Annotated in this window: 16 protein-coding genes; 6 read left to right on the top strand and 10 right to left on the bottom strand. The window is 71.1% G+C overall.

Annotated features, from left to right (window positions below; all coding sequences use genetic code 11):
* The first annotated feature begins 15 nt into the window (after positions 1 to 15).
* Positions 16 to 762, top strand: a complete 747-nt coding sequence (locus AQJ58_RS20030; RefSeq protein ID WP_067252006.1) for a response regulator transcription factor — start codon at positions 16 to 18, stop codon at positions 760 to 762.
* A 114-nt stretch (positions 763 to 876) separates the two neighbouring features.
* Here AQJ58_RS20030 and AQJ58_RS40985 read toward each other — a convergent pair whose 3' ends face one another.
* On the bottom strand, positions 877 to 1,080 hold the full coding sequence (locus AQJ58_RS40985; protein ID WP_079079058.1) for an acyl-CoA carboxylase subunit epsilon: 204 nt from the start codon (positions 1,078 to 1,080) through the stop codon (positions 877 to 879).
* A 1,064-nt stretch (positions 1,081 to 2,144) separates the two neighbouring features.
* Here AQJ58_RS40985 and AQJ58_RS20025 point away from each other — a divergent pair.
* Positions 2,145 to 2,981, top strand: a complete 837-nt coding sequence (locus AQJ58_RS20025) for an ABC transporter permease (protein WP_067252005.1) — start codon at positions 2,145 to 2,147, stop codon at positions 2,979 to 2,981.
* A 55-nt stretch (positions 2,982 to 3,036) separates the two neighbouring features.
* On the opposite strand, the gene AQJ58_RS20020 is transcribed toward AQJ58_RS20025, so the two are convergent.
* Positions 3,037 to 3,969 carry a lysylphosphatidylglycerol synthase transmembrane domain-containing protein gene (locus AQJ58_RS20020; protein WP_067252571.1) on the bottom strand — a complete coding sequence of 311 codons (933 nt, stop codon included), beginning with the start codon at positions 3,967 to 3,969 and terminating at the stop codon, positions 3,037 to 3,039.
* 11 nt (positions 3,970 to 3,980) lie between these two features.
* A complete protein-coding gene (locus AQJ58_RS20015) occupies positions 3,981 to 5,468 on the bottom strand; it encodes a hypothetical protein (protein ID WP_067252003.1) in 1,488 nt (495 codons plus the stop codon).
* Positions 5,469 to 5,690: 222 nt separating this feature from the next.
* On the opposite strand from AQJ58_RS20015, the gene AQJ58_RS20010 reads away from it, so the two are divergent.
* Entirely contained in the window at positions 5,691 to 6,482 is a 792-nt protein-coding gene (locus tag AQJ58_RS20010; RefSeq protein WP_067252569.1) for a COG4705 family protein, read from the top strand.
* A gap of 114 nt (positions 6,483 to 6,596) precedes the next feature.
* On the opposite strand, the gene AQJ58_RS20005 is transcribed toward AQJ58_RS20010, so the two are convergent.
* The 7 genes from AQJ58_RS20005 to AQJ58_RS19975 form a co-directional block, all read right to left on the bottom strand.
* Positions 6,597 to 7,868: a COG4705 family protein gene (locus AQJ58_RS20005; RefSeq protein ID WP_067252001.1), complete on the bottom strand. Its 1,272-nt coding sequence runs from the start codon at positions 7,866 to 7,868 to the stop codon at positions 6,597 to 6,599.
* A gap of 39 nt (positions 7,869 to 7,907) precedes the next feature.
* Positions 7,908 to 9,176, bottom strand: coding sequence for a sensor histidine kinase (locus AQJ58_RS20000; RefSeq protein WP_067252000.1), 1,269 nt, complete (start codon positions 9,174 to 9,176; stop codon positions 7,908 to 7,910).
* Positions 9,167 to 9,820 carry a response regulator transcription factor gene (locus AQJ58_RS19995; RefSeq protein WP_067251998.1) on the bottom strand — a complete coding sequence of 218 codons (654 nt, stop codon included), beginning with the start codon at positions 9,818 to 9,820 and terminating at the stop codon, positions 9,167 to 9,169. Before AQJ58_RS19995 ends, AQJ58_RS20000 begins: the two co-directional genes overlap by 10 nt.
* Positions 9,821 to 10,205: 385 nt before the next feature.
* Complete coding sequence (locus AQJ58_RS19990) at positions 10,206 to 11,744, bottom strand: ABC transporter ATP-binding protein (RefSeq protein WP_067251996.1); 1,539 nt, start codon at positions 11,742 to 11,744, stop codon at positions 10,206 to 10,208.
* Positions 11,741 to 12,625, bottom strand: coding sequence for an ABC transporter permease (locus tag AQJ58_RS19985; RefSeq protein ID WP_079079057.1), 885 nt, complete (start codon positions 12,623 to 12,625; stop codon positions 11,741 to 11,743). Before AQJ58_RS19985 ends, AQJ58_RS19990 begins: the two co-directional genes overlap by 4 nt.
* The gene (locus AQJ58_RS19980) at positions 12,622 to 13,641 is read right to left on the bottom strand and encodes an ABC transporter permease (protein ID WP_079079056.1); all 1,020 of its coding nucleotides are present in this window, start codon (positions 13,639 to 13,641) and stop codon (positions 12,622 to 12,624) included. Before AQJ58_RS19980 ends, AQJ58_RS19985 begins: the two co-directional genes overlap by 4 nt.
* Complete coding sequence (locus tag AQJ58_RS19975) at positions 13,626 to 15,179, bottom strand: ABC transporter substrate-binding protein (RefSeq protein WP_067251994.1); 1,554 nt, start codon at positions 15,177 to 15,179, stop codon at positions 13,626 to 13,628. Before AQJ58_RS19975 ends, AQJ58_RS19980 begins: the two co-directional genes overlap by 16 nt.
* A 217-nt stretch (positions 15,180 to 15,396) precedes the next feature.
* Here AQJ58_RS19975 and AQJ58_RS19970 point away from each other — a divergent pair, with 217 nt between their 5' ends.
* From AQJ58_RS19970 to AQJ58_RS19960, 3 genes are read left to right on the top strand one after another with little or no spacing between them, the layout of a single operon-like run.
* Positions 15,397 to 16,386 carry a TauD/TfdA family dioxygenase gene (locus AQJ58_RS19970; RefSeq protein ID WP_067251992.1) on the top strand — a complete coding sequence of 330 codons (990 nt, stop codon included), beginning with the start codon at positions 15,397 to 15,399 and terminating at the stop codon, positions 16,384 to 16,386.
* Between the two features lie 50 nt (positions 16,387 to 16,436).
* Complete coding sequence (locus tag AQJ58_RS19965) at positions 16,437 to 17,426, top strand: ornithine cyclodeaminase family protein (protein ID WP_234360177.1); 990 nt, start codon at positions 16,437 to 16,439, stop codon at positions 17,424 to 17,426.
* Positions 17,423 to 18,766, top strand: a complete 1,344-nt coding sequence (locus tag AQJ58_RS19960) for an alanine racemase (protein WP_067252563.1) — start codon at positions 17,423 to 17,425, stop codon at positions 18,764 to 18,766. The genes AQJ58_RS19965 and AQJ58_RS19960 overlap by 4 nt, the downstream gene beginning before the upstream one ends.
* Positions 18,767 to 18,793: the final 27 nt, after the last annotated feature.

The raw sequence follows: 18,793 nt of genomic DNA, 5'->3' as shown, positions 1-18,793 counted from the left end.
CCTAGGCTGTGGTCCATGCGCACGCCCGCCGCACCGGACCGCTACCGTCACCGTGTCCTTGTCGTCGAGGACGACGACACCATCGGCCGCCATCTGAATTCCGGCCTGCGCGGCCACGACTACGCGCCGACCTGGTGCCGTACGGGGGCGGGCGCGCTGGCCGAGGCCGCGCGGGCACCGTACGACGTGCTGCTGCTGGACCTGGGGCTGCCCGACATGGACGGCCTGGACGTGGCCCGGGATCTGCGGGCCCGCCTGCCCGATCTGCTGATCGTGGTGCTGACCGCGCGGACCGAGGACATCGACGTCATCGCCGGACTGGATGCCGGGGCCGACGACTATCTCGTCAAACCGTTCAGCATGACCGTGCTGCTGGCCCGGCTGCGAGCGCATCTGCGGCGGCAGTCCGTGGCCGCCCCGGTCCGGAAGCCGGTGCGGCTGGGCGATCTGGTCGTCGACGTCTCCGCCCGGCGATGCGCGCTGCACGGTGTCGAGATCCCCCTGCGGGCCAAGGAGTTCGACCTGCTCGCGGTGCTGGCCGAGCGGGTCGGCGAGGCGGTGTCGCGGGAGTCGTTGATGTCCGAGGTGTGGGACGAGAACTGGTTCGGACCCACCAAGACTCTCGACGTGACGATGGCGGGCCTGCGACGCAGACTGACCGAGGCGGCGCAGGCCGGGGGCGGTCCTGTCCGCCTGCCGGAGATCGCCACGTTGCGGGGGCACGGATACCGGCTGGAACGGCCGCCGGATCCGGTGGATTGAGAAGCGGCTGACGTGTCAGCGAGCGAGAGTCGCTTCGGGGGCGTCTGCATGATCAATGTCGGTGGAATGGTGTCACCGAACCAGTTCCCGGCGGGTCAGCCGGACCTGCCTTGGTCAGTGCTGCCAGCTGTGCGGGGCACGGAAGCCGGGAGTGCGCTCAAGACGACGCCAGCCGGCCTTGGAGCGGGCGCACTGGGCCGGGTCGGCTGCGGTCTGGGTGGCGGCACGAGCTATCAGGACCACGGTGATGGCGGCCAGCTCATCGGGGTCGGCATGGCCCTTCTCAAGGCGGAGTAGCTTTTCGCAAGGAGCGCTCATGGTTGTCTTCTCCGTTCGATGGACTGCTCAGCCGGATTCCGACTGCTCGGGACGCCTTCCTCCGCGGTCGAGGGGCGGGTAGGGGTAGTCCTCGAATGCGTCGAGGGTGATCACCGTCAGCAGCCCCATCGGGATAAAGAGAGCCATGAGGAGAACGGGGCCTTCCGGACGGAGCGTGATCACACCTGAGGCGTACCGGCAGTGGAGTTCAGCGTGCGGCCGGACGGGTCGCCTCGCACGCCAGGCCACGGGAACGTGCGCCGTTCAGGTGGTGTTTGCGCCGAGCCGCCGGGCTACTGGCTCACAGAGGGGCACCGCCGGAGCTGGTGGGGCAGTCGGGCAGTGCGCCCACGGACAAGGGCCGCTCGCGCCTGGAGCGGTTTCGCGATCCCTTCCCTTGCTCCTGCCGCCGCAGTCGCGGGTAAATGGCGGCGGGTGCCGGATAGCTGGGTGGCCAAGGCGTCAGATCGTGCTGCCCTGCTGGTGGTGGCTGACCGGCAGGTGGCGGTTGATGTGGCGCTGGGGGAGTTCTCCCTTGCGGGGGCGTCACAGTGGGGCGGTGTGCTGCGGGGTGTTCCGGTGTGGGTGAATGCCGAGCTGCGCTCACGCGGCCAGGCGTGGCTTTGCTTTCCGGACGGCCCGCGACGGCGGATCCGTCCGGCCAGCCAAGCTCGCCTTGATCACCGGGGGGGGGGGCTGCGGGTGCCGTTCTTGGGCGAGGGCACCTCGCCGCCGGAGGGAGGCGAGCGGGTCGCATGAGGTGGAGGTAGGCAACACCGGTGTGCGGCGCGCAGACGACGACTTCCCCATCCGGCCGCCAACGATAGAAGCCCGCCCCACCGCAAGCCCCAGGTGGCGCCGGAACAAAACCGATACCGCAAACTCGGTCAGAAGCCGACGCCCACAGTCACCGCCGAACGACTCCCACCTTCAGTCAAAAAGCCGGGCACCCGGACCGCGGCGGCCCGGCGTCGACGTAGACTGTCTCGTTCACATCAGGTGCGTGGTCTGGCTGATTGCACGGCATCACTCGGCCCAGGCAGCGGGTCCTTGAGGTGGGGAACGTGACGTCGAGTGCGGCATCCCTCGTCCCGGTCAACATCACCCTCGGCGTCCTGCTCGCCGCTCTGCTCCTGGCGGCGGCTGTGGTCGCGGGGCGGTTCCGTCTCGACCCCCACCCGTACAAAAGCCGAGCCCGGGAGATCCTCGTCGCCGGGCTGAGGGCCGCGGCGCAGCTGGCCGTCGTGTCGGTGGTCATCACGTGGGCCGTCAAGTCCGTGCCAGGGCTGTTGGCGTTTCTTGTCGTCATGTTCTCGGTGGCGGTGCGTACGGCGGGACGGAGAGTCACCAGCGACCGCACCTGGTGGCTCACGGCCGCCCCGATCGCCGCCGGCGTGGTGCCGGTCGTCGCGGCACTCCTGCTGACGGGGCTCGTCCCGCTGCGAGGCATCGCGCTGATCCCGATCACGGGCATCCTCATCGGCGGCGCACTCACCGTGACCGTCCTCGCCGGACGCCGTGCCCTGGACGAACTCACTCAGCGCCATGGGGAGGTGGAAGCCGCGATGGCATTGGGCTTCCCTGACCGAGACGCACGGATGGAGATCGCCCGCCCCGCGGCGTCAGAGGCACTGCTGCCGGGCCTTGACCAGACTCGGACCGTGGGGCTGGTCACCCTTCCCGGCGCATTCGTCGGCATGCTGATGGCAGGAGCGAGTCCCGTGATGGCCGGGGCGGTCCAGTTGTTCGTCCTGATCGCGCTCATGGCAGTGCAGTCCGTCGCGGTCGCGGTGACGCTCGAACTCGTAGCCCGCGATCACCTGCACCGCCCGGTTCCCGGAGCGCCGAAAGGATCGCAACGCACGGCGAGGCGGCCGATGAAGCGGCTGCCGTGTCGCTGAGGACAGGGAGATGTGCGGCCGCTGGAGAGGCACGGTGCAAGGGCGTTCCGCTGCCTCAGAGCGCCGAACGACGGGCGAGCAACCCCAGGACCAGCAGTCCCGGTGCCATCGGCAGCCAGCCGGTGAGCAGGCGGTAGCCGATGACCGCCGAGATCGCCGTCTGCCCCGGTGCTCCGGCGGCGGTGAGCGCGAAGGCGAGCGCGGCGTCCAGCGACCCCAGTCCACCGGGCGTGGGAAGCAGGGCCGCCGCCCCACTGGCCACGAGGTAGGCCATCACCACATGGCTCGTGGGCAACGCGAGACCGAGCGCACGGACGACGGCCACGACCACACCCGCGTGCAGCAACGCGAACGCGACCGAGCCGCCCCACAGTGCGCAGGCCCGCCCTCGGGAGCGATGCACCTCCCGCACGTCGGTCACGGCCCGCCCCACAGCCCGCCTGATCCGACCGCTGGCCACCACCGCCAGCACGACGGCCGCCGCCACGACCGGCACCAGGACCAGCACGTGGGGGCCCCGCACCGACAGCGAGACAGTGCCCGGTGACGCCACCAGCAGGACGACTCCCAGCACGCACCGGACGATCCCGCCGACTGCCGCCTTCACCGCCAGCGCGGTCGCCGAGCGCCTGGTGGACAGGCCGCACCGCGTCAGGAACCGCAGGTTGACCAAGCTCGCCCCGGCTCCCGCGGGCAGGATGTGGTTGGCTGCGCACGCCGCGAACTGAGCGGCCACCAGCCGTCCCCTCGGCAGCCGTTCAACGACCGCCCCCTGCTGCGCCACAGCAGCGCACACCCACGTGGCGACAGTGGCGAAGCAGGCGAGCACGAGCCATTCCCCGTCGGCGGCGGCCAGTTGGTCGGTACCGGTGTCGAGGGTGGCCCGGTGCGCCGCGAGCATGGCGCCGGCGGCGACGAGCACCACAAGAGTGATGCCCAGCCGGACGTAGAGGCGTCGGCCCGCGGTCACGGTCACGCTGTCGGACACGGTCGCCACGGTCACCGCCCCTGCCGGACGAAGGGGGCGACGTAGGCGTGCAGAGCGCCGGCCCGCTCCATGGACCAGGTGCGTGCGTAGGCGGGCGGGCGGTCGCCGGGCTGGGCGAGGACGGCGAGGGAGGTCCGGTGGGCGGCCCGGGCCAGTGCGGCCGCGGTGGTGCTGGTGTCGTGGCCGTCGGTCTGTGCCGAGCCGCAACCGGTGTAGAAGGCGATGGGCACGGCCTCGTGGCCGCTGAGCAGGCACGGCGGCCGTACGCCGAGCGTGTGGAGGGCTGAGGCGGTGCGGGACCAGTCGTCACGGCTGGCGGCGGAACTGCGCAGAGTGTGTTCCAGGACGACGTACTGCACGGCCAGATGAGCCGCCAGACAGGCCGCGACGAGGCTTACGGCGACGGTGCGCGCGCTCCCCCGAGTCGGGGCGCTGACCAGGTGAGCGAGACCATGGGCGACGGGGACGGCGAGCAGCGCGTAGGCGGGCAGCAGGAAGCGGGGGGCCGCGTAGCCGATGAGGAACAGGTAGGGGACGGCGGCCGTGACCGCGCAGGTCAGCGGCAGCAGGACGGGCAGGGCGCGGCGGACACGGACGGCGGTGACCGCTCCGAGCGCGGCGAGGACGGGCAGCGCGAACCACCACAGGCTCACCACCGGGTTGGGGGCCGATCCGGTGCAGGGACGGCAGAGGGTACGCCCGCCGAGACTGCGCAGCTGGTCGACCACCGCCAGATGCCAGCCGAGGCCGCCCTGGATGCGGGAGGCGTCGGAGAGGCGTTGCGCGAGGCCGCCGTAGCTCAGGTACGCCTCGATCACCCACTCACCGGCGCCGGCCAGCAGGCCGGCGATCAGTACGGCGAGGAGGCGGGGGCGGCGTACAGCCAGGGCGAGCAGCGGCAGCACTACGTAGACGGCGTCCATCGGGCGCATCCACGCCATCAGCGCCGTGCCCGCGAACGCGCCCCACCAGGCCGCCCTGTCACGTGCGTTCTCCCGGACCCGCACGAAGCAGCCGACGGCGACCAGGGCGCCGACGGCGACCCAGTAGTTGGGCATGGCCTGCGGGCCGTAGAACAGGGTCACCCAGAGGGAGGCGAACAGGGCACCCGCCAGCGCCAGGACGCGCGGCATGACGTGGGCTCGCCAGATGCGCAGGGCGAAGTAGAGGCCCAGACCGGAGAGGACTGCCAGGTAGACCCTGAGAAGGGCGGTGGAGTCGGACCATGACGCGATCGGCGCGACGAGCAGAGAGATGCCACGGGCGCGGGGCGCGCTGAAGAAGGCGGCGGGAACCTGGCCGCTGACCTGACTGACGTAGACCGTCTCGTCCCAGCCGAGACCAAGATCCGGTCGTACGAGGACGAGCTGGGCGAGTGTGAAAGCCCCCGCGACCGCCGCGAGCCAAGGTTCGCCGCACCGGCGCCGAGGCCGGGCCGACCGAGTCGGGAAGCCGGTGCGGGAGGCACCGGTCGTCGTGACGTTCGAGCCGTCGGCCATCCTGCACCTTTCGTCATCACGCGCCCCGGAACCAGGATCTCCTACACGTCGTAGGAGATCCCTTCACCGTACGGCTTGTCGGTTAGAGACGGGTGAGAGGAGTCGCCTCCCTCACCCCGGTCCACGGTGAGGGGAGGGCGGGCCGCAGCCCACGCGGGAGGCCCGAACGGCGTAGTGGACCGTTCAGGTTGCGTTCATGCTCGGACTGCCATCGTGCGGATCATGACCGCTGAGCCTGTCCTCGACGAACGCCCCCTCACCCCCGCACGCCAGCTTGCGAACAAGGTGCCGGAGGTGACCGTCTATTTCTGGATCATCAAGGTGCTGACCACCGGTATGGGCGAGACGGCGTCGGACCTCTTGGCCCGTACGCTCGGCCCGATCCCTGCGGTGGCGCTCGGCGGCCTCGCACTCGTGGCGTCTCTGGCCGTGCAGTTCACGCTCCGCCGGTATGTCGCCTGGGTCTACTGGACCGCCGTCGTCATGGTCAGCGTTTTCGGCACGATGGCCGCCGATGTCCTGCACGTCGGCCTCGGCGTGCCGTACGCCGTCTCGACACCTGCGTTCCTCGTCGTACTGGCCGCGGTGTTCGCCCTCTGGTACGCGAGCGAACGGACCCTCTCCATCCACACGATCCGGTCCCGTCGCCGCGAGGCGTTCTACTGGGCGGCCGTCCTGGCCACCTTCGCCCTCGGCACCGCGGCGGGCGATCTCACGGCCACCGTCGGCTTCGGCTACCTGGGCTCGGTCGCCCTTTTCGCGGCCGCCATCTGCGTACCCGCCCTGGCCCACCGCTTCGGGGCCCTCGGCGCGGTGACCGCCTTCTGGACCGCCTACGTCATCACCCGCCCCCTCGGAGCGTCCCTCGCCGACTGGATGGCCCTCCCCCACACCCGTGGCGGCCTCGCCCTCGGCCTGGCTCCGGTCACCCTCGCCTGGACGGTGGCGATCATCGGATTCGTCGGCTACCTGGCCGTGTCACAGCGCGACAGGGGCGCACACGCGGCGGTATGAGGTGAGGCCGCGCAATGCGCCCCGGTGGGCTCTGCTGCGGGACACGGGGGCGGTCGGAGCCATCGGCACCGGCTTCGACCGCCCCGACGGGGTTAGCGGAGAGGGGGTGACCGGTCAGCCCATGTCCGTCAGGAGGGCGTTCAGTTCCTTCTCCTGCTGCGCGGGCGGCATCGGCGGGTTCGAGTGGTCGATGCCGAAGGTCCCCAGCACCTTGTCCATCTGGGCGTCGATGGAGGTCCACCCGGTCTCGTCCAGCGGCTGCAGCGAGGCCTGGTCGGCGTCCCACAGGTCACGCAGCGACTGCGCGGCCGCATGCGCACCCTTCTCGTTCCCGGAGCGGGCGTCCTTGAGCGAGGTGGAGGCGAGGGTCTTCAGAGCGGCGACCTTGGCGGGCGGGAACTTCTTCACCGCCTCGCCAGGGGCCATCTGGACCGCGGAGGTGTTGTCCTCCTCCGGCGCCGGGCCGGTGTGCGGCTGACCGTGGGCCCAGATCAGCAGGCCCGTGGTGGCGACCGCGAGCAGTGCGAAGCCGGCCAGACCGACGCGCTCCTTTCGCAGGTCGCCGGTGGTGTGGGCGGCGTGGGCGGCCTCGTAGGTCTCGGTCACGTCCGAGCGCGTCACCGTCAGGTAGACCACGGTGGCCAGGATCAGGCCGAGGAAGATCAGGCTGGTGGTGAAGGTGCCCAGCGCGAGGCCGGTCGGCTCGCCCGGCTGAGCGACCTTCGGGGAGGCGAGCCAGTCGCCGATGTTCGCGCCCAGCGGGCGGGTCAGGATGTAGGCGAGCCAGAAGGACAGCACCGGGTTCGCGCCGAACTTCCACAGCAGCGTGATCGCGGCGATGAGGCCGAGCGGCAGCAGCACCGAGGCGCCCGGACTCCAGCCGGTGAGCTCGAGGGTCCAGTCGCCGGTCGCCGTGCCGAGCGCGAAGGTGACGAGAACGGCGAGCCAGTAGAACGACTCGCGCGGAAGCGTGGTGACCGAGTGGATCGACAGCGTGCGCTCGCGCAGCCACCACACGCCGAAGACCACCGCGAGCAGCACCGAGAAGACCGCGGAGCTGATCCACAGCGGCACGTTGAGCTGGTCGGTGAGGATGTCGGTGTACAGGGTCCCCGTGACGCTGACAACGACCACGGTCAGCCAGTAGGGGAAGGGGACGTACCGCTTCAGCCGTAGCTGCACGGCCAGGACCACCACGAACACCCCGGTGAAGATCCAGGCCGTGTTCACCAGGCCGACGCCCAGCTTCATGTTGATCCAGTCGGCGAAGCTCTCACCCACCGTGGTGCACAGGATCTTGATCACCCAGAACCAGATGGTGACCTCGGGGACCTTGTTGAGCATGAGGCGCCCGTTGCGCGTGCGCGCTTCCGTTGTCGTTGTCATGCGGGCCAGGTTCGCGCGGAGAACCTGCAAGCAACCTGACTACGTGACCGCACCCACGGCCGGGAGCGTCACCTCGACGTGACCGCGGCCGTCCGCGATCGCGCGGACCTCCGCACCGGCCGAGGCGGCGATGCGCCGGACCACCGGCAGCCCCAGCCCAAATCCGTCGCCGCCGGTCACACCCGCCTCGAAGACCCGCTCGACGTCCGAGGGATCGAACCCGGGGCCGTCGTCCAAGACATCGACCACGACAGCCGCCCCCTGTTTGCGCGCGGTGATCCACACACGCGTCTTCGCATGCCGCAGGCCGTTCTCCAGCAGGGGTGACAGCAGCGACACGGCGACGTCGGGCGCCACGGCCACCTCGATCTTCGCGGGAAAGGCGACCTCGACCGCGCGACCGCCAATCGCCTGCCGCGCGGCGGAGCGCAGATCGCACCGGGTCCCCTCGTCCGTGCGGGCGCGCGCGGCGCGCAGAATCGTCGTGATCGCCGCGTCGAGGCGGTCGGCCTCGCTCAGGACCGCCTCCGGTGGTACCGGTTCGCCGGACAGCTGCGCCAGCTGCGCCTCGCCCCGCAGGACCGTGAGCGGTGTCCGCAGTTCGTGGGCGATCTCGTCGGTGAGCCGGCGTTCGTCCGCCAGTGCGTTGTCGACGCGCTCCAGGAGGCGGTCCAGCGTCTGTGCCAGTTCCCCGAACTCGTCCCGGGGGGCGCCGAGGTTGAAGCGGCGCCCGGGTTCGTGATGGCCCCAGTCGTCGGCGAGGGCGGCCATTTCGTGCACGACCCGCAGCGCGCGGCGCACCACGAGATGCGCGACACCGCCGGCGAGGAGGATCGTGAGGCCGCCCAGGATCAGCGACAAGGTCAGACTGCGCTGCTCGGACGTCTCATAAGGCGTGAGGTCCACCCGGACGACCACCATGACGTGGTGGCCGTCGACGGGGACCTGCCGCGCGTACAGGAGGGAGTCGCCGACGGTCGCGGTCTGCGAACGCCCCGAGTCCACCAGTTCCGCGACACGCCTGACCACGCTCGCCGGTACGTTCCCGTCGATCAGGCGGCCGTCGGCATACACCCAGGCGACCTCGTCCAACGCCTCACTGCCGTTCTCCGTGAGCACGACACGGCCGCCCTTGGCGGTGATGTTCGCCGCGACCGCCTCGGCGCGCGTACGGGCCAGATCGTGCGCGTCGGCGTCCGTCACCCTGCTCAGCAGCACGTGCGAGACGACGACCAGGATGGCGACCACGGCGGTGGCGATCAGGACGGTGAGCGCGACGACGCTTCTGCGGAATCCCGTCACTGCCATCGGTAGCCCACGCCACGGACCGTCGCGAGCCGTTCGGCCACACCCAGCGGACCGAGCTTGGTCCGCAGCCGACGCACATAGGAGTCGAGGGTGTTGTCGCTGACATGCGCCCCGTGCGGCCAGCCGGCGGCGACGAGGGCGTGACGGCGCACCGCGTCGCCCTGCGAGGCGATCAGGCGGCCCAGTAGACGGAACTCGGTCGGGGTCAGGCTCATGCTCGCCGCATCGTAGGTCACCATGTGCTTCGCCGGATCGAGGACGACCTCGTGCGATGCGGGCGCCACAGTGGAACGGCGCAGCAGGGCCCGGACGCGGACCAGCAGTTCCGGGATGTCGAAGGGTTTGGTCATGTAGTCGTCGGCGCCCGCCTCGAACCCGCCCACCTTGTGATGCAGACCGTCCAGGGCGGTGAGCATCAACACCGGCACATCGACGCCGCGAGCCCTCAGGGCCAGGCAGACATCGCGGCCGTCGGCGTCCGGCAGCCCGAGATCCAGGACGACCAGCTGGGGCACCGGTGCGAGCTGCCGTAGCAGGCTGTCCGCCGTGGCAGCGACGGAAACGGTGTGACCGTCGTGCTCCAGGGCACGCCTGAGAATGCCGCGAACCGCCGCGTCGTCTTCACACACCAGGATGAAAGCCACGTGCCGACCCTAGATTCTCGCCTCTCAATACTCCATCTGCCCCGGCCAGACACTCGACTCCGGCCCACCCCCTGCCGGGACGGCACGGTGGCTGGCACGTCCGAGCGTATGCAAGACCTCCCAGGGGGTGAGCTTGATCGAAGAGGGAGCCTCGGCTGTCGGTGTCCCCCTTCAACTCCGGATTTCGCCGCAGCGGCTCACGCCCGTCCTCACGACGCTCCTACTTGGGCACACACAAGATTGCAGAGACTCAGGCAGGTCGAAACAGCGTGCAGCGCCCTCCGCCTCCTGGATCGATCTCGTACGGACACCGCACGAGAACCCATACGGGCCGAGTCCGCGTCACCGGCTTCAAGTCTCTTCGGCGGTGCACGGCGGCCCGCGGTCAGGGCCTCGCGGCAGGCGCGGACGTGCCCAGCAGTGCCTGTGTCGCCTCGTGCTGTGGGTCGGTGAAGACGTCGGCCGTGTGGCCCGACTCGACGACGCGGCCCGCCTCCAGGACGGTGACGGTGTCCGTGCGGTCGGCGATGAGGGACAGGTCGTGGCTGATGAGGACGAGGGTCGTGCCGCGACGCTCGCGCAGGTCGGTGAGGAGGTCCATGATCGCGTGGCCTGTGTCGGGGTCCAGCGCGGAGGTGATCTCGTCGCAGATCAGCACCTCCGGCTCGGCGGCCAGTGCTCGCGCGATGGCGACGCGCTGGCGCTGCCCGCCGGACAACTCGTGCGGGTAGCGGGCGGCGAAGGCGGGCCGCAGTCCGACCTGCTCCAGGAGGTCGGCCACTCGTTCGCCGACGTCCCTGGACGCGCAGCGGCGGTGCAGCCGCAGCGGGCGCCCCACGGCGGCGCCGACGGTGTGGCTCGGGTTCAGCGCGCCGAGCGGGTTCTGTGTGACGAGTTGCAGTCGGCGCCGCTGTGTACGGGTGCGTCCGCGCAGGCCGGTACTCAGGGGCGTGCCGGACAGGTGGATCGTGCCGGAGGTGCTGCGCTGGAGTCCTACGGCGGTGCGGACGAGCGTGGTCTTGCCGGAGCCGGAGACGCCGACGATGCCGGCCGCGGAACCGGCGGTAACGGTGAGGCCGACGTCGGTGAGGGCGGGCGTTCCACGGAAACTCACGTGCAGGTCCCGTACTTCGAGGGCGGGTGCGCTTCTCCTCTCAGCGGTCAGGGCGGCTGAGGGCCGTGCGGCGGGCGTGCGCATCGGCGGGGGCAGGTGGACACCCAGTTGTACGGCCTCGTCGGCGAACTGCTCGACCACAGCGGGGTCGTGGCAGGCGAACACGACGGCGAGGTGGTGTTCGCGGGCGAGGTGCTGCAGCAACTGGCCGATCTCGTCGCGCAGTTCGGGATGGAGGCCGGCGGTCGGCTCGTCCAGGAGGAGGATGTCGGGGCGGCGGGCCAGGGCGCGGGCGAGGGCGACGCGGCGCTGCTGTCCGCCGGAGAGGGCGCCGGGGCGGCGCGCGGCGAGGTGGCCGTCGTCGTCGGGGAGTCGGACCTCGGTGAGGATTGCTGCGACTGCCTCCGCGCTGCGGTCCGCGGCGAGTTCTCGGACGAGGCTGCGGACTCGCATACGGGGGTTGAGGCCGGAGCCGGGGTCCTGGCCGACGTAGGCGAGTCGGGTGCCGCGCAGGGCACGCAGTTGCGGGTCGGAGAGGGCGAAGACGTCGTGGCCGAGAACGTCGACGTGGCCGGCGGTGCGTGTCGTTCCGGGGGGCAGGAGGCCGGTCAGCGCGCGCAGCAGGGTCGTCTTGCCGGCGCCCGAGGGGCCGGTCAGGGCGACCAGTCGCCCGGGGTGTGCGGTCAGGGACGCGTCGCGCAGCAGGAGGCGGCCGTCGGGCGCGGTCACCGTCAGGCCGGTGACCTGGACGGCTGGTGTGCCGCTCGGCGGGTTCTCGGGCTTGGCGTACGGGTCGGGCGTGTGGCTCACAGGGCGGTCATCGCCTTCCGGCCGGTCTGGGGGGCGAGGGCGGCGGTCGCGAGGTTGACGCTGAGGGCGAGGAGGGCGACGGCGATGCTCGGGGCGACCACGGACCAGGGGTTGAGGAGGATGCCGGGGGAGTTCTCCCGGATCATCAACGCCCAGTCGGCGGCCGGGGGTTGAGGGCCGACCTGGAGGAAGCCGGCCGTGGCGACGAGGTACACGGCGGCGACGAAGCGCAGCCCGAACAGGGCGAGCAGGGTGGCGCGCAGGTTGGGCAGGATCTCCCGGACGACGAGATACCAGAGGCGTTCGCCGCCCGCTGCCGCCGCCTCGACGTACCCGGTCTCGGCGATGGGCGCCGCCGCACTGGCCGCGAGGCGGACCGCGTAGGGCACACCGAGCACGACGGCGGCGGCGATGACGGCGAGCCGGCCGCCGTCGGGCCAGGACAGGGTGACGAGGAGGATGCCGAGGACGGCCGGGAGCAGCATCATCAGGTCGGCGGTCCGTTCCACGAGCCGTCCTACGAGGGGGCGTACGGCGCCGATCGCTCCGAGGAGCGCGGCTGTGCCCGTGACCAGGGCCGCGACGAGCAGGGAAGACAGGACGAGGTCGCGTCCGCCGGCCAGCAGCCGGCTCAGCACGTCCCGGCCCAGCTGGTCGCCGCCGAGCAGGGCACCGTCCGCGCCGGGTTCCGCGTAGGGCACAGTCACCGGGGTGCCGATGGCGTGCGGGGCGATCCAGGGGCCGATCAGGGCGAGGCCGGTCAGGAGGATTGCCGGCAGGACGCGCAGGGCGAACCTCGTGCGGGATGCCTTCGCCGTCGGCCTCCCCTCGGTGCGGGAGGGTTTCAGCGTCGGCTCGGCGTCGCTGCCGGGTGTCGTCATCGTCGTCCTCCTGTCACCACGGTGCGTACCAGGTCGGCCAGGAGCAGTACTGCGGTGATGACGGCGCCGGACAGTGCCGTGACGCCGACGATGACGGGACTGTCCCGGTCGCTGACCGCCGAGGCGAGCACCGATCCGATGCCGGGGTAGTTGAAGACGGTTTCGACGACGACCGCGCCGCCGAGCAGCATGCCGGTGGAGGTGGCGAGGCCCGTGGCGATGGCGGGCAGGGCTCCGGGCAGTACGTGGTGGGTGAGGACGCGGTGGGGCGGCAGTCCGTCGAGCACGGCGGTCTCCACGTGGGGGGCGCGGGCCTCGTCGGCGAGGGCAGCGCGCACGATCATGGTGTTCCAGCCGACCTGGGGGATGGTCAGGGCGAGTGCGGGCAGCACCAGCATGTCCCAGGAGGCGGGGGATCCGTCGGCGCCGGTGAGGGTGACCGCGGGCAGCCAGCCGGTCCACAGAGACAGCACGAGGACCAGGGCGACGGCCACGACGAACTCTGGCAGGGCGAGGACCGCGGTCGCCGAGCCCGACACGGCCCGGTCCAGACGTCCGCCGGGCCTCAGGGCGGCCCAGCAGCCCAGGGCGAGGGACAGGACCGCGGTGAGCAGCAGGGCGAAACCGCCCAGGAGCAGGGTGTTGGGGAAGGCCGAGGAGACCAGGTCGGTGACCTTCTCACCGCGCGCGGAGATGCCGAGGTCGCCGGTGGGCAGGCCGGTCATCCAGTCCCAGAAGCGTTCCAGGGCAGGGCGGTTGAGGCCCAGCAGTTCGCGGCGCGCCGCGAGGTCGGCCGCGCTCTCACCGCGTTCGGAGGTCGCGTCGGCGGCGTCGCCCGGGAGCAGTTCGACGGCGACGAAGACCAGTGCGAGCAGGAGCGCCAGCAGAGCCGTCCGCTTCAGCAGCGCGCTCCCCACCCGTGCCAGGAACAGGAAGGACGCGCGGGCTGGCCGCTTCCCCGGGGCGGGCGGGGCAGCGACCGGTGCGACGGGCTCGGAGGTCAACTGGCCAACCATGCGCCTTCTAGCTGCACCCTTCCGTACCCGGGCAGCTTCGGCAGGCCGCGCACCTTGGCCCCGGCGAGGTCGATGCCGTCGGCCATGCCCCACAGGAGGTAGCCGGAGCTGTCGTACTCGATCTGCTGGAGCTGCCCCAGGAGTTGGGCGCGCTGGGCGGCGTCGGCAGTGCCGATGGCCTTCTGGTAGGCCGTGTCGAACTCGGTGGACTTCCAGCCGGCCTCGTTCTGGCCGCTGTCCGAGACCATGGTCTTGCTGGCGAAGAAGACCACGGAGTCGTTGGTGCCCCAGTAGGTGGTGTAGAGGTCGCCCTTGAGCCAGGTCTTGTCCCAGAAGACGGCCGACTCCTGCTTGACGACCTTCACCTTGACGCCGGCCTCGCGGACCTGGGTGGCGAAGAGGGTGGCCGACTCGGCGAGGCCGGCTATGTCCTCGGTGGTGAGCAGTTCGTAGGTCTTGGAGGTGTCGAACTTCGCTTCCTTCAGCAGCTCCTTGGCCTTGGCGAGGTCGCGGGCGCGCTGCGGGATGCTCTTGTCGTAGGCGGGGTCGCCGGTGCCGAGGATGTCGTTGGCGATGGTGCCGTAGCCGGACAGGACCTGCTTGACCATGGCCTCGCGGTCGACGGCGAGGCGCAGTGCCTCGCGCACCTTTGGGTCGGCGAAGGGGCCGTCGGCGGTGCGCATGACGATCGGCATCGCCATGTCGTTGGGGCGGCGCACGGTCTGGACGTCCTTGCGGGACTCGGCGGTCCGGGCGGCGACGGCGCCGACGTTGGAGGCGAGGTCGATCTGCCCGGCCAGCAGGGCGTTGGCCATGGCCTGCGGACTCTCGAAGATCTTCACCTCGATGGCGTCGAGGTACACGTCGCCGCCGTACCAGTCGTCGTTGCGGACCAGGCGGGCGTTGCCGGTGCGGAACCAGTCGAGTTTGAAGGGGCCGGTGCCGGGCGCCTTCGCGATGTCCTTGTCGGTGGTGCCGTCGGGGACGACGAAGGTGGTCAGGCGGGTGAGCAGCGGCAGTTCGGCGTTGGCGTAGTCGGAGACCAGGACGACGGTGTCGGTGCCCTCGGCCGTGATGTTCTTCGCCTGGATGCCGGGCAGCCGGGAGGCGCCGGCGGGGGTGGCGCGCAGGCGCTTGAGGGAGTAGACGACGTCCTTGGCGGTGACCGGGGACCCGTCGTGGAACGTCGCTCCTCGGGCGATCTTGAACTTCCAGGTCTTGAGGTCCCCGGAAGGAGTCCAGCTCGCGGCCAGCCGGGGCTCGGTGTTCGGCTTCACACCAGGCACGGTGAGCGTGTCGTATACGAGGCTGATGATCAGGTAGTCGCTCTCGTTGGCCTGGGAGCCGTGCGGGTCGCGGGTGATGGCACCGGCCCGGCCCAGGGCGCCGACACGGAGGGTGCCGCCCTTGCGGGGCTTGGCGGAGCCGGTGGCGGACCCGGTCGGTTCGGCGTCATCGCCGCCGCCGCAGGCGGCCAGCAGAGCGGTCGCGCCGACGGCGCCACCGGCCCACAGGAGTTGACGTCTGTTCAGGTCCACTTTGTCCTCGATTTCACGCGTGGCTCGAATGCTTAGGTTTGCCTATCCTGATTTACGGCTGTCGCACAAGAGGGCACGTACTGTGATCCTGATCAACTTAGGTAAGCCTTGCCTACTTGTTGTGGTGTGGCTATGTTTCCGTTCGGTCAACGCGGCCTCTCCATCGACAGAGGCCCACCGCCCGCCCCTCACCCGCACCGGAACGGACGGTTCACCCATGCCGACGGCAGCCACGCCTGTACGTCAGCTCCACCCCCAGGCCGTGACCGAACTGCTCACCACGGCCCGTGCCCTGCTCGACGTCTTCGACGGCGTCTCCACCCACCCCGGACTGCTCACCCAAGTCCCCGATGCCGCCGCCAAGTTGAGCGACGGCATCCGGCACGCCTGCCGCCCGGTCGACACCGCCGACGGACTGTTCGTGCTGCGCGGCCTCCCGGTCGACGACGAGGCGATCGGCCTCACCCCCGGCCACTGGTCGACCGCCGGGAACGCCGGCGCGCTGCACGACGTGGTCCTGCTCCTGCTCTCCACGGTGATGGGCACGCCGCTGGCCTGGGAGGGCCAGCAGGACGGCCGGTTCGTGCACAACATCGTCCCCTCGCCGGGGCACGAGGCCGAACAGACCGGCGCCAGCAGCCGTGTGCTGCTCAGCCCGCACACCGAGGACGCTTTCCACCCCGGCCGCGCCCATCTGCTGGTACTCGGCTGTCTGCGCAACCCGGACGCCGTCGCGACCACGGCCGCCAGCATCCGCCGGGTCGAACTGGACGTGCAGGACCAGGAGTTGCTCAGCCTGCCGGTACTGCCGATCTTGCCCGACGACGCCTACGCCGAGGCACAGGGCTACGACGGCACCCCGCCGCCCGTGCCGACGGTGTGGCAGTCGCCGGACGGGCCGACCCTGCGTTTCGACCCCGCCTACACCCCCCTGGACGAGGCGCCCGAGGAACACCGCGCGGCCTACGGCCGGCTGGAGGCCGAGCTCTCCCGGGTCTCCGTGGCGGTGGCCCTGACGCCGGGAGACGTCCTGGTCGTCGACAACGACCTCGTCGTCCACGGCCGCGTCCCCTTCAAGGCGCGCTACGACGGCACCGACCGCTGGCTGAAACGTTCCTCCGTGCGGGTGCCGGGCCGCCGTACCCGTCCGCCGGCCGAGCGGTTCGAGCACGGCTACGGCCAGGCGGCCGTCGAGGCGTTCGCATGACCGACATCGGCACCGGCACAGACACCGACATCGCGGAGACGGGGAGCACCATGGCGTCCGACGACACTGCCCTGCGGATCCTCAGCACCAGTGACGTGGCCGGCATCGACATCACCCTGTCCGACGTCGTCTCCGTCGTCGAGCAGGCGTACCGCACGCTGGCCGACGGCAGGTCCGACAACCCGCGCAAGCTCACCGTCAAGCCGGAGGACGGCCACTCGGTGGCGTACGCGATGCTCGGCCGCGACGGCGAGCGGGGCGTGGTCGCGGTGAAGACGTCGTACAAGTACGGCCTGCACGAGGACCGCGACAAGCAGCACTACTACACGACGCTGACCCTGTACGACGACGAGACCGGGCTGCCGGTCGCGATGCTGGACTGCGGCCGGGTCGGCGCGCTGCGCACCCCGGCGGTCTCGGCGCTGCTGGCCCGCGAACTGGCCGTGCCCGGCGCCCGCAACGCCCTGGTCATCGGCACCGGCACGCAGGGACGGCTCGCGCTGCCGTTCCTGCTGACCACGCTGCCGGACCTGGAGCGGCTGATGCTTTTCGGCACGCATGCGGACGGCATCCGGGCGGTGCGCGAGCAGTTGCACGCGTACTTCCCCGACCGGGAGCTGGAGATCGTGACCGATCTGCGCGCGGCGGCCGGCGACGCGGACATCGTGCTCGCCACGGCGGGCCCCAACACCCCGGCGTCCGTGGACGCGGAGTGGCTCAGGCCCGCCGCCCTGTCCGTCCTCATCGGCTACGGGATCGGGCCGTCGACGCTGCACCGGGCCGACCGGGTGATCGCCACCAGCGCGGCGCAGATGCGCGTCACGGGCGTGGACATGGCCGATGCGGACGGGCAACTCCGTGACGTGGACGCCGAGTTCCCCGAGGTCCTCGCGGGCCGCGCCGAGGGCCGTACGGACCCGGAGCAGCGGATCTTCGCGTACAACAGCGGGCTGGTCGTCACCGACATCGCCCTGGGCCACCGGTTCGCCCAACTGGCCCTGGCCCAGGGGCTGGGCACGGCGGTACCGCTGTGGAGGTGACCACGGCGCTCCCCTCACACACGACACCCGCGGTACGGGCCCTACTCGCCGGCCCCTTGCTGGACGAGCTGAGCCACGGCCTCGACGGCCCGTACCACCTACTGCTCCCCGAACGCTTCGACGCGAACGCCACGGCGTTCCGGAACGTGTTCGACGAGACGGGGGTGGACGGCCGTGTGTACTACGCGAAGAAGGCCAACAAGGCGGCCGTCTACGCCGAACGGGCGGCCGTGGCCGGCCTGGGCGTGGACGTGGCGAGCCATGGGGAGCTGCGCGAGGCCCTGGCGGCCGGGGTGCGCGGCGAGGACCTGGTGGTGACCGGTCCGGCCAAGGCGGACGGGCTGCTGCGGGTCGCCGTGCTCCAGGGCGCGCTGATCGCCGTGGACGCGCTGGACGAACTGGACCGGCTGATCCCCCTGGCCGATGAACTCGGCCGTACGGCACGGGTGTTGCTGCGCCGCCTGCCTCCGGAGCAGCCGCACAGCCGCTTCGGTCTAAACGATGGAGAGCTGGAAGCAGCCCTGCGGCGATGCGCTGTCGAAGGGCCCGTCGACGTGGAGGGGTTCAGCTTCCATCTCTCCGGCTACGACGTCCGCCAACGCACCGACCTCGCCGCAGAGTTGGTCACCCTGTGCACGCGCGCCCGGGCTCTCGGACTGCGCGCCGACCGGATCAGCGTCGGCGGCGGCTTCGCCGTGGACTACGTGGCGGCGGAGGACTGGCGGCGGTTCGAGGAGAGCCGGCGCCCCGAACACTTCCACGCGGAGAAGTCCTTCGGGGGTTTCTATCCGTACCACTCCCCCGTCGCGGGCGCCGACACCCTGCGTACGATCCTGGCGGCCACCCCGACGGGCCAAGTCGCCACTCTGGCTGAGCTGTTGCGTGCGGCCGGGGTCGCCCTTCTCGTCGAACCGGGCCGGGCGCTGCTGGACCAGGCCGGGTTCACGGTGTTCCGCGTGCAGGGCGTCAAGGAGCGCGACGGGTACGCGATCCTGACCGTGGATGGCAGCAGCCTCAGCCTGTCGGAGCAGTGGTTCGACAGCGAGTTCCTGCCGGACCCGGTGCTCGTGCCCGCCACTGCCCGTCCGGTCGCCGACGCGGGGCCGTACCCGGCGTGCGTGGGGGCGGCGACCTGCCTGGAGTCGGACATGCTGACCTGGCGCAAGATCCCCTTCCCGGTGCGGCCGGCCGTCGGTGACCTGCTCGTGTACCTGAACACGGCGGGCTACCAGATGGACTCCAACGAGTCGCCGTTCCACGACCTTCCGCTGCCCCCGAAGGTCGTCGTCGAGCTCTCGGGATCCCGTTTCCGCTGGCGCCTCGACCGCCATCCCCGCTGAAGACCGATCGACGACCGACCAAAGACC

It is taken from the genome of Streptomyces sp. DSM 15324 (assembly GCF_001514285.1).
GTDB lineage: Bacteria > Actinomycetota > Actinomycetes > Streptomycetales > Streptomycetaceae > Streptomyces.
Note: the sequence above shows the minus strand (reverse complement) of the source record. Positions and strands in the feature narration are given on the sequence as shown.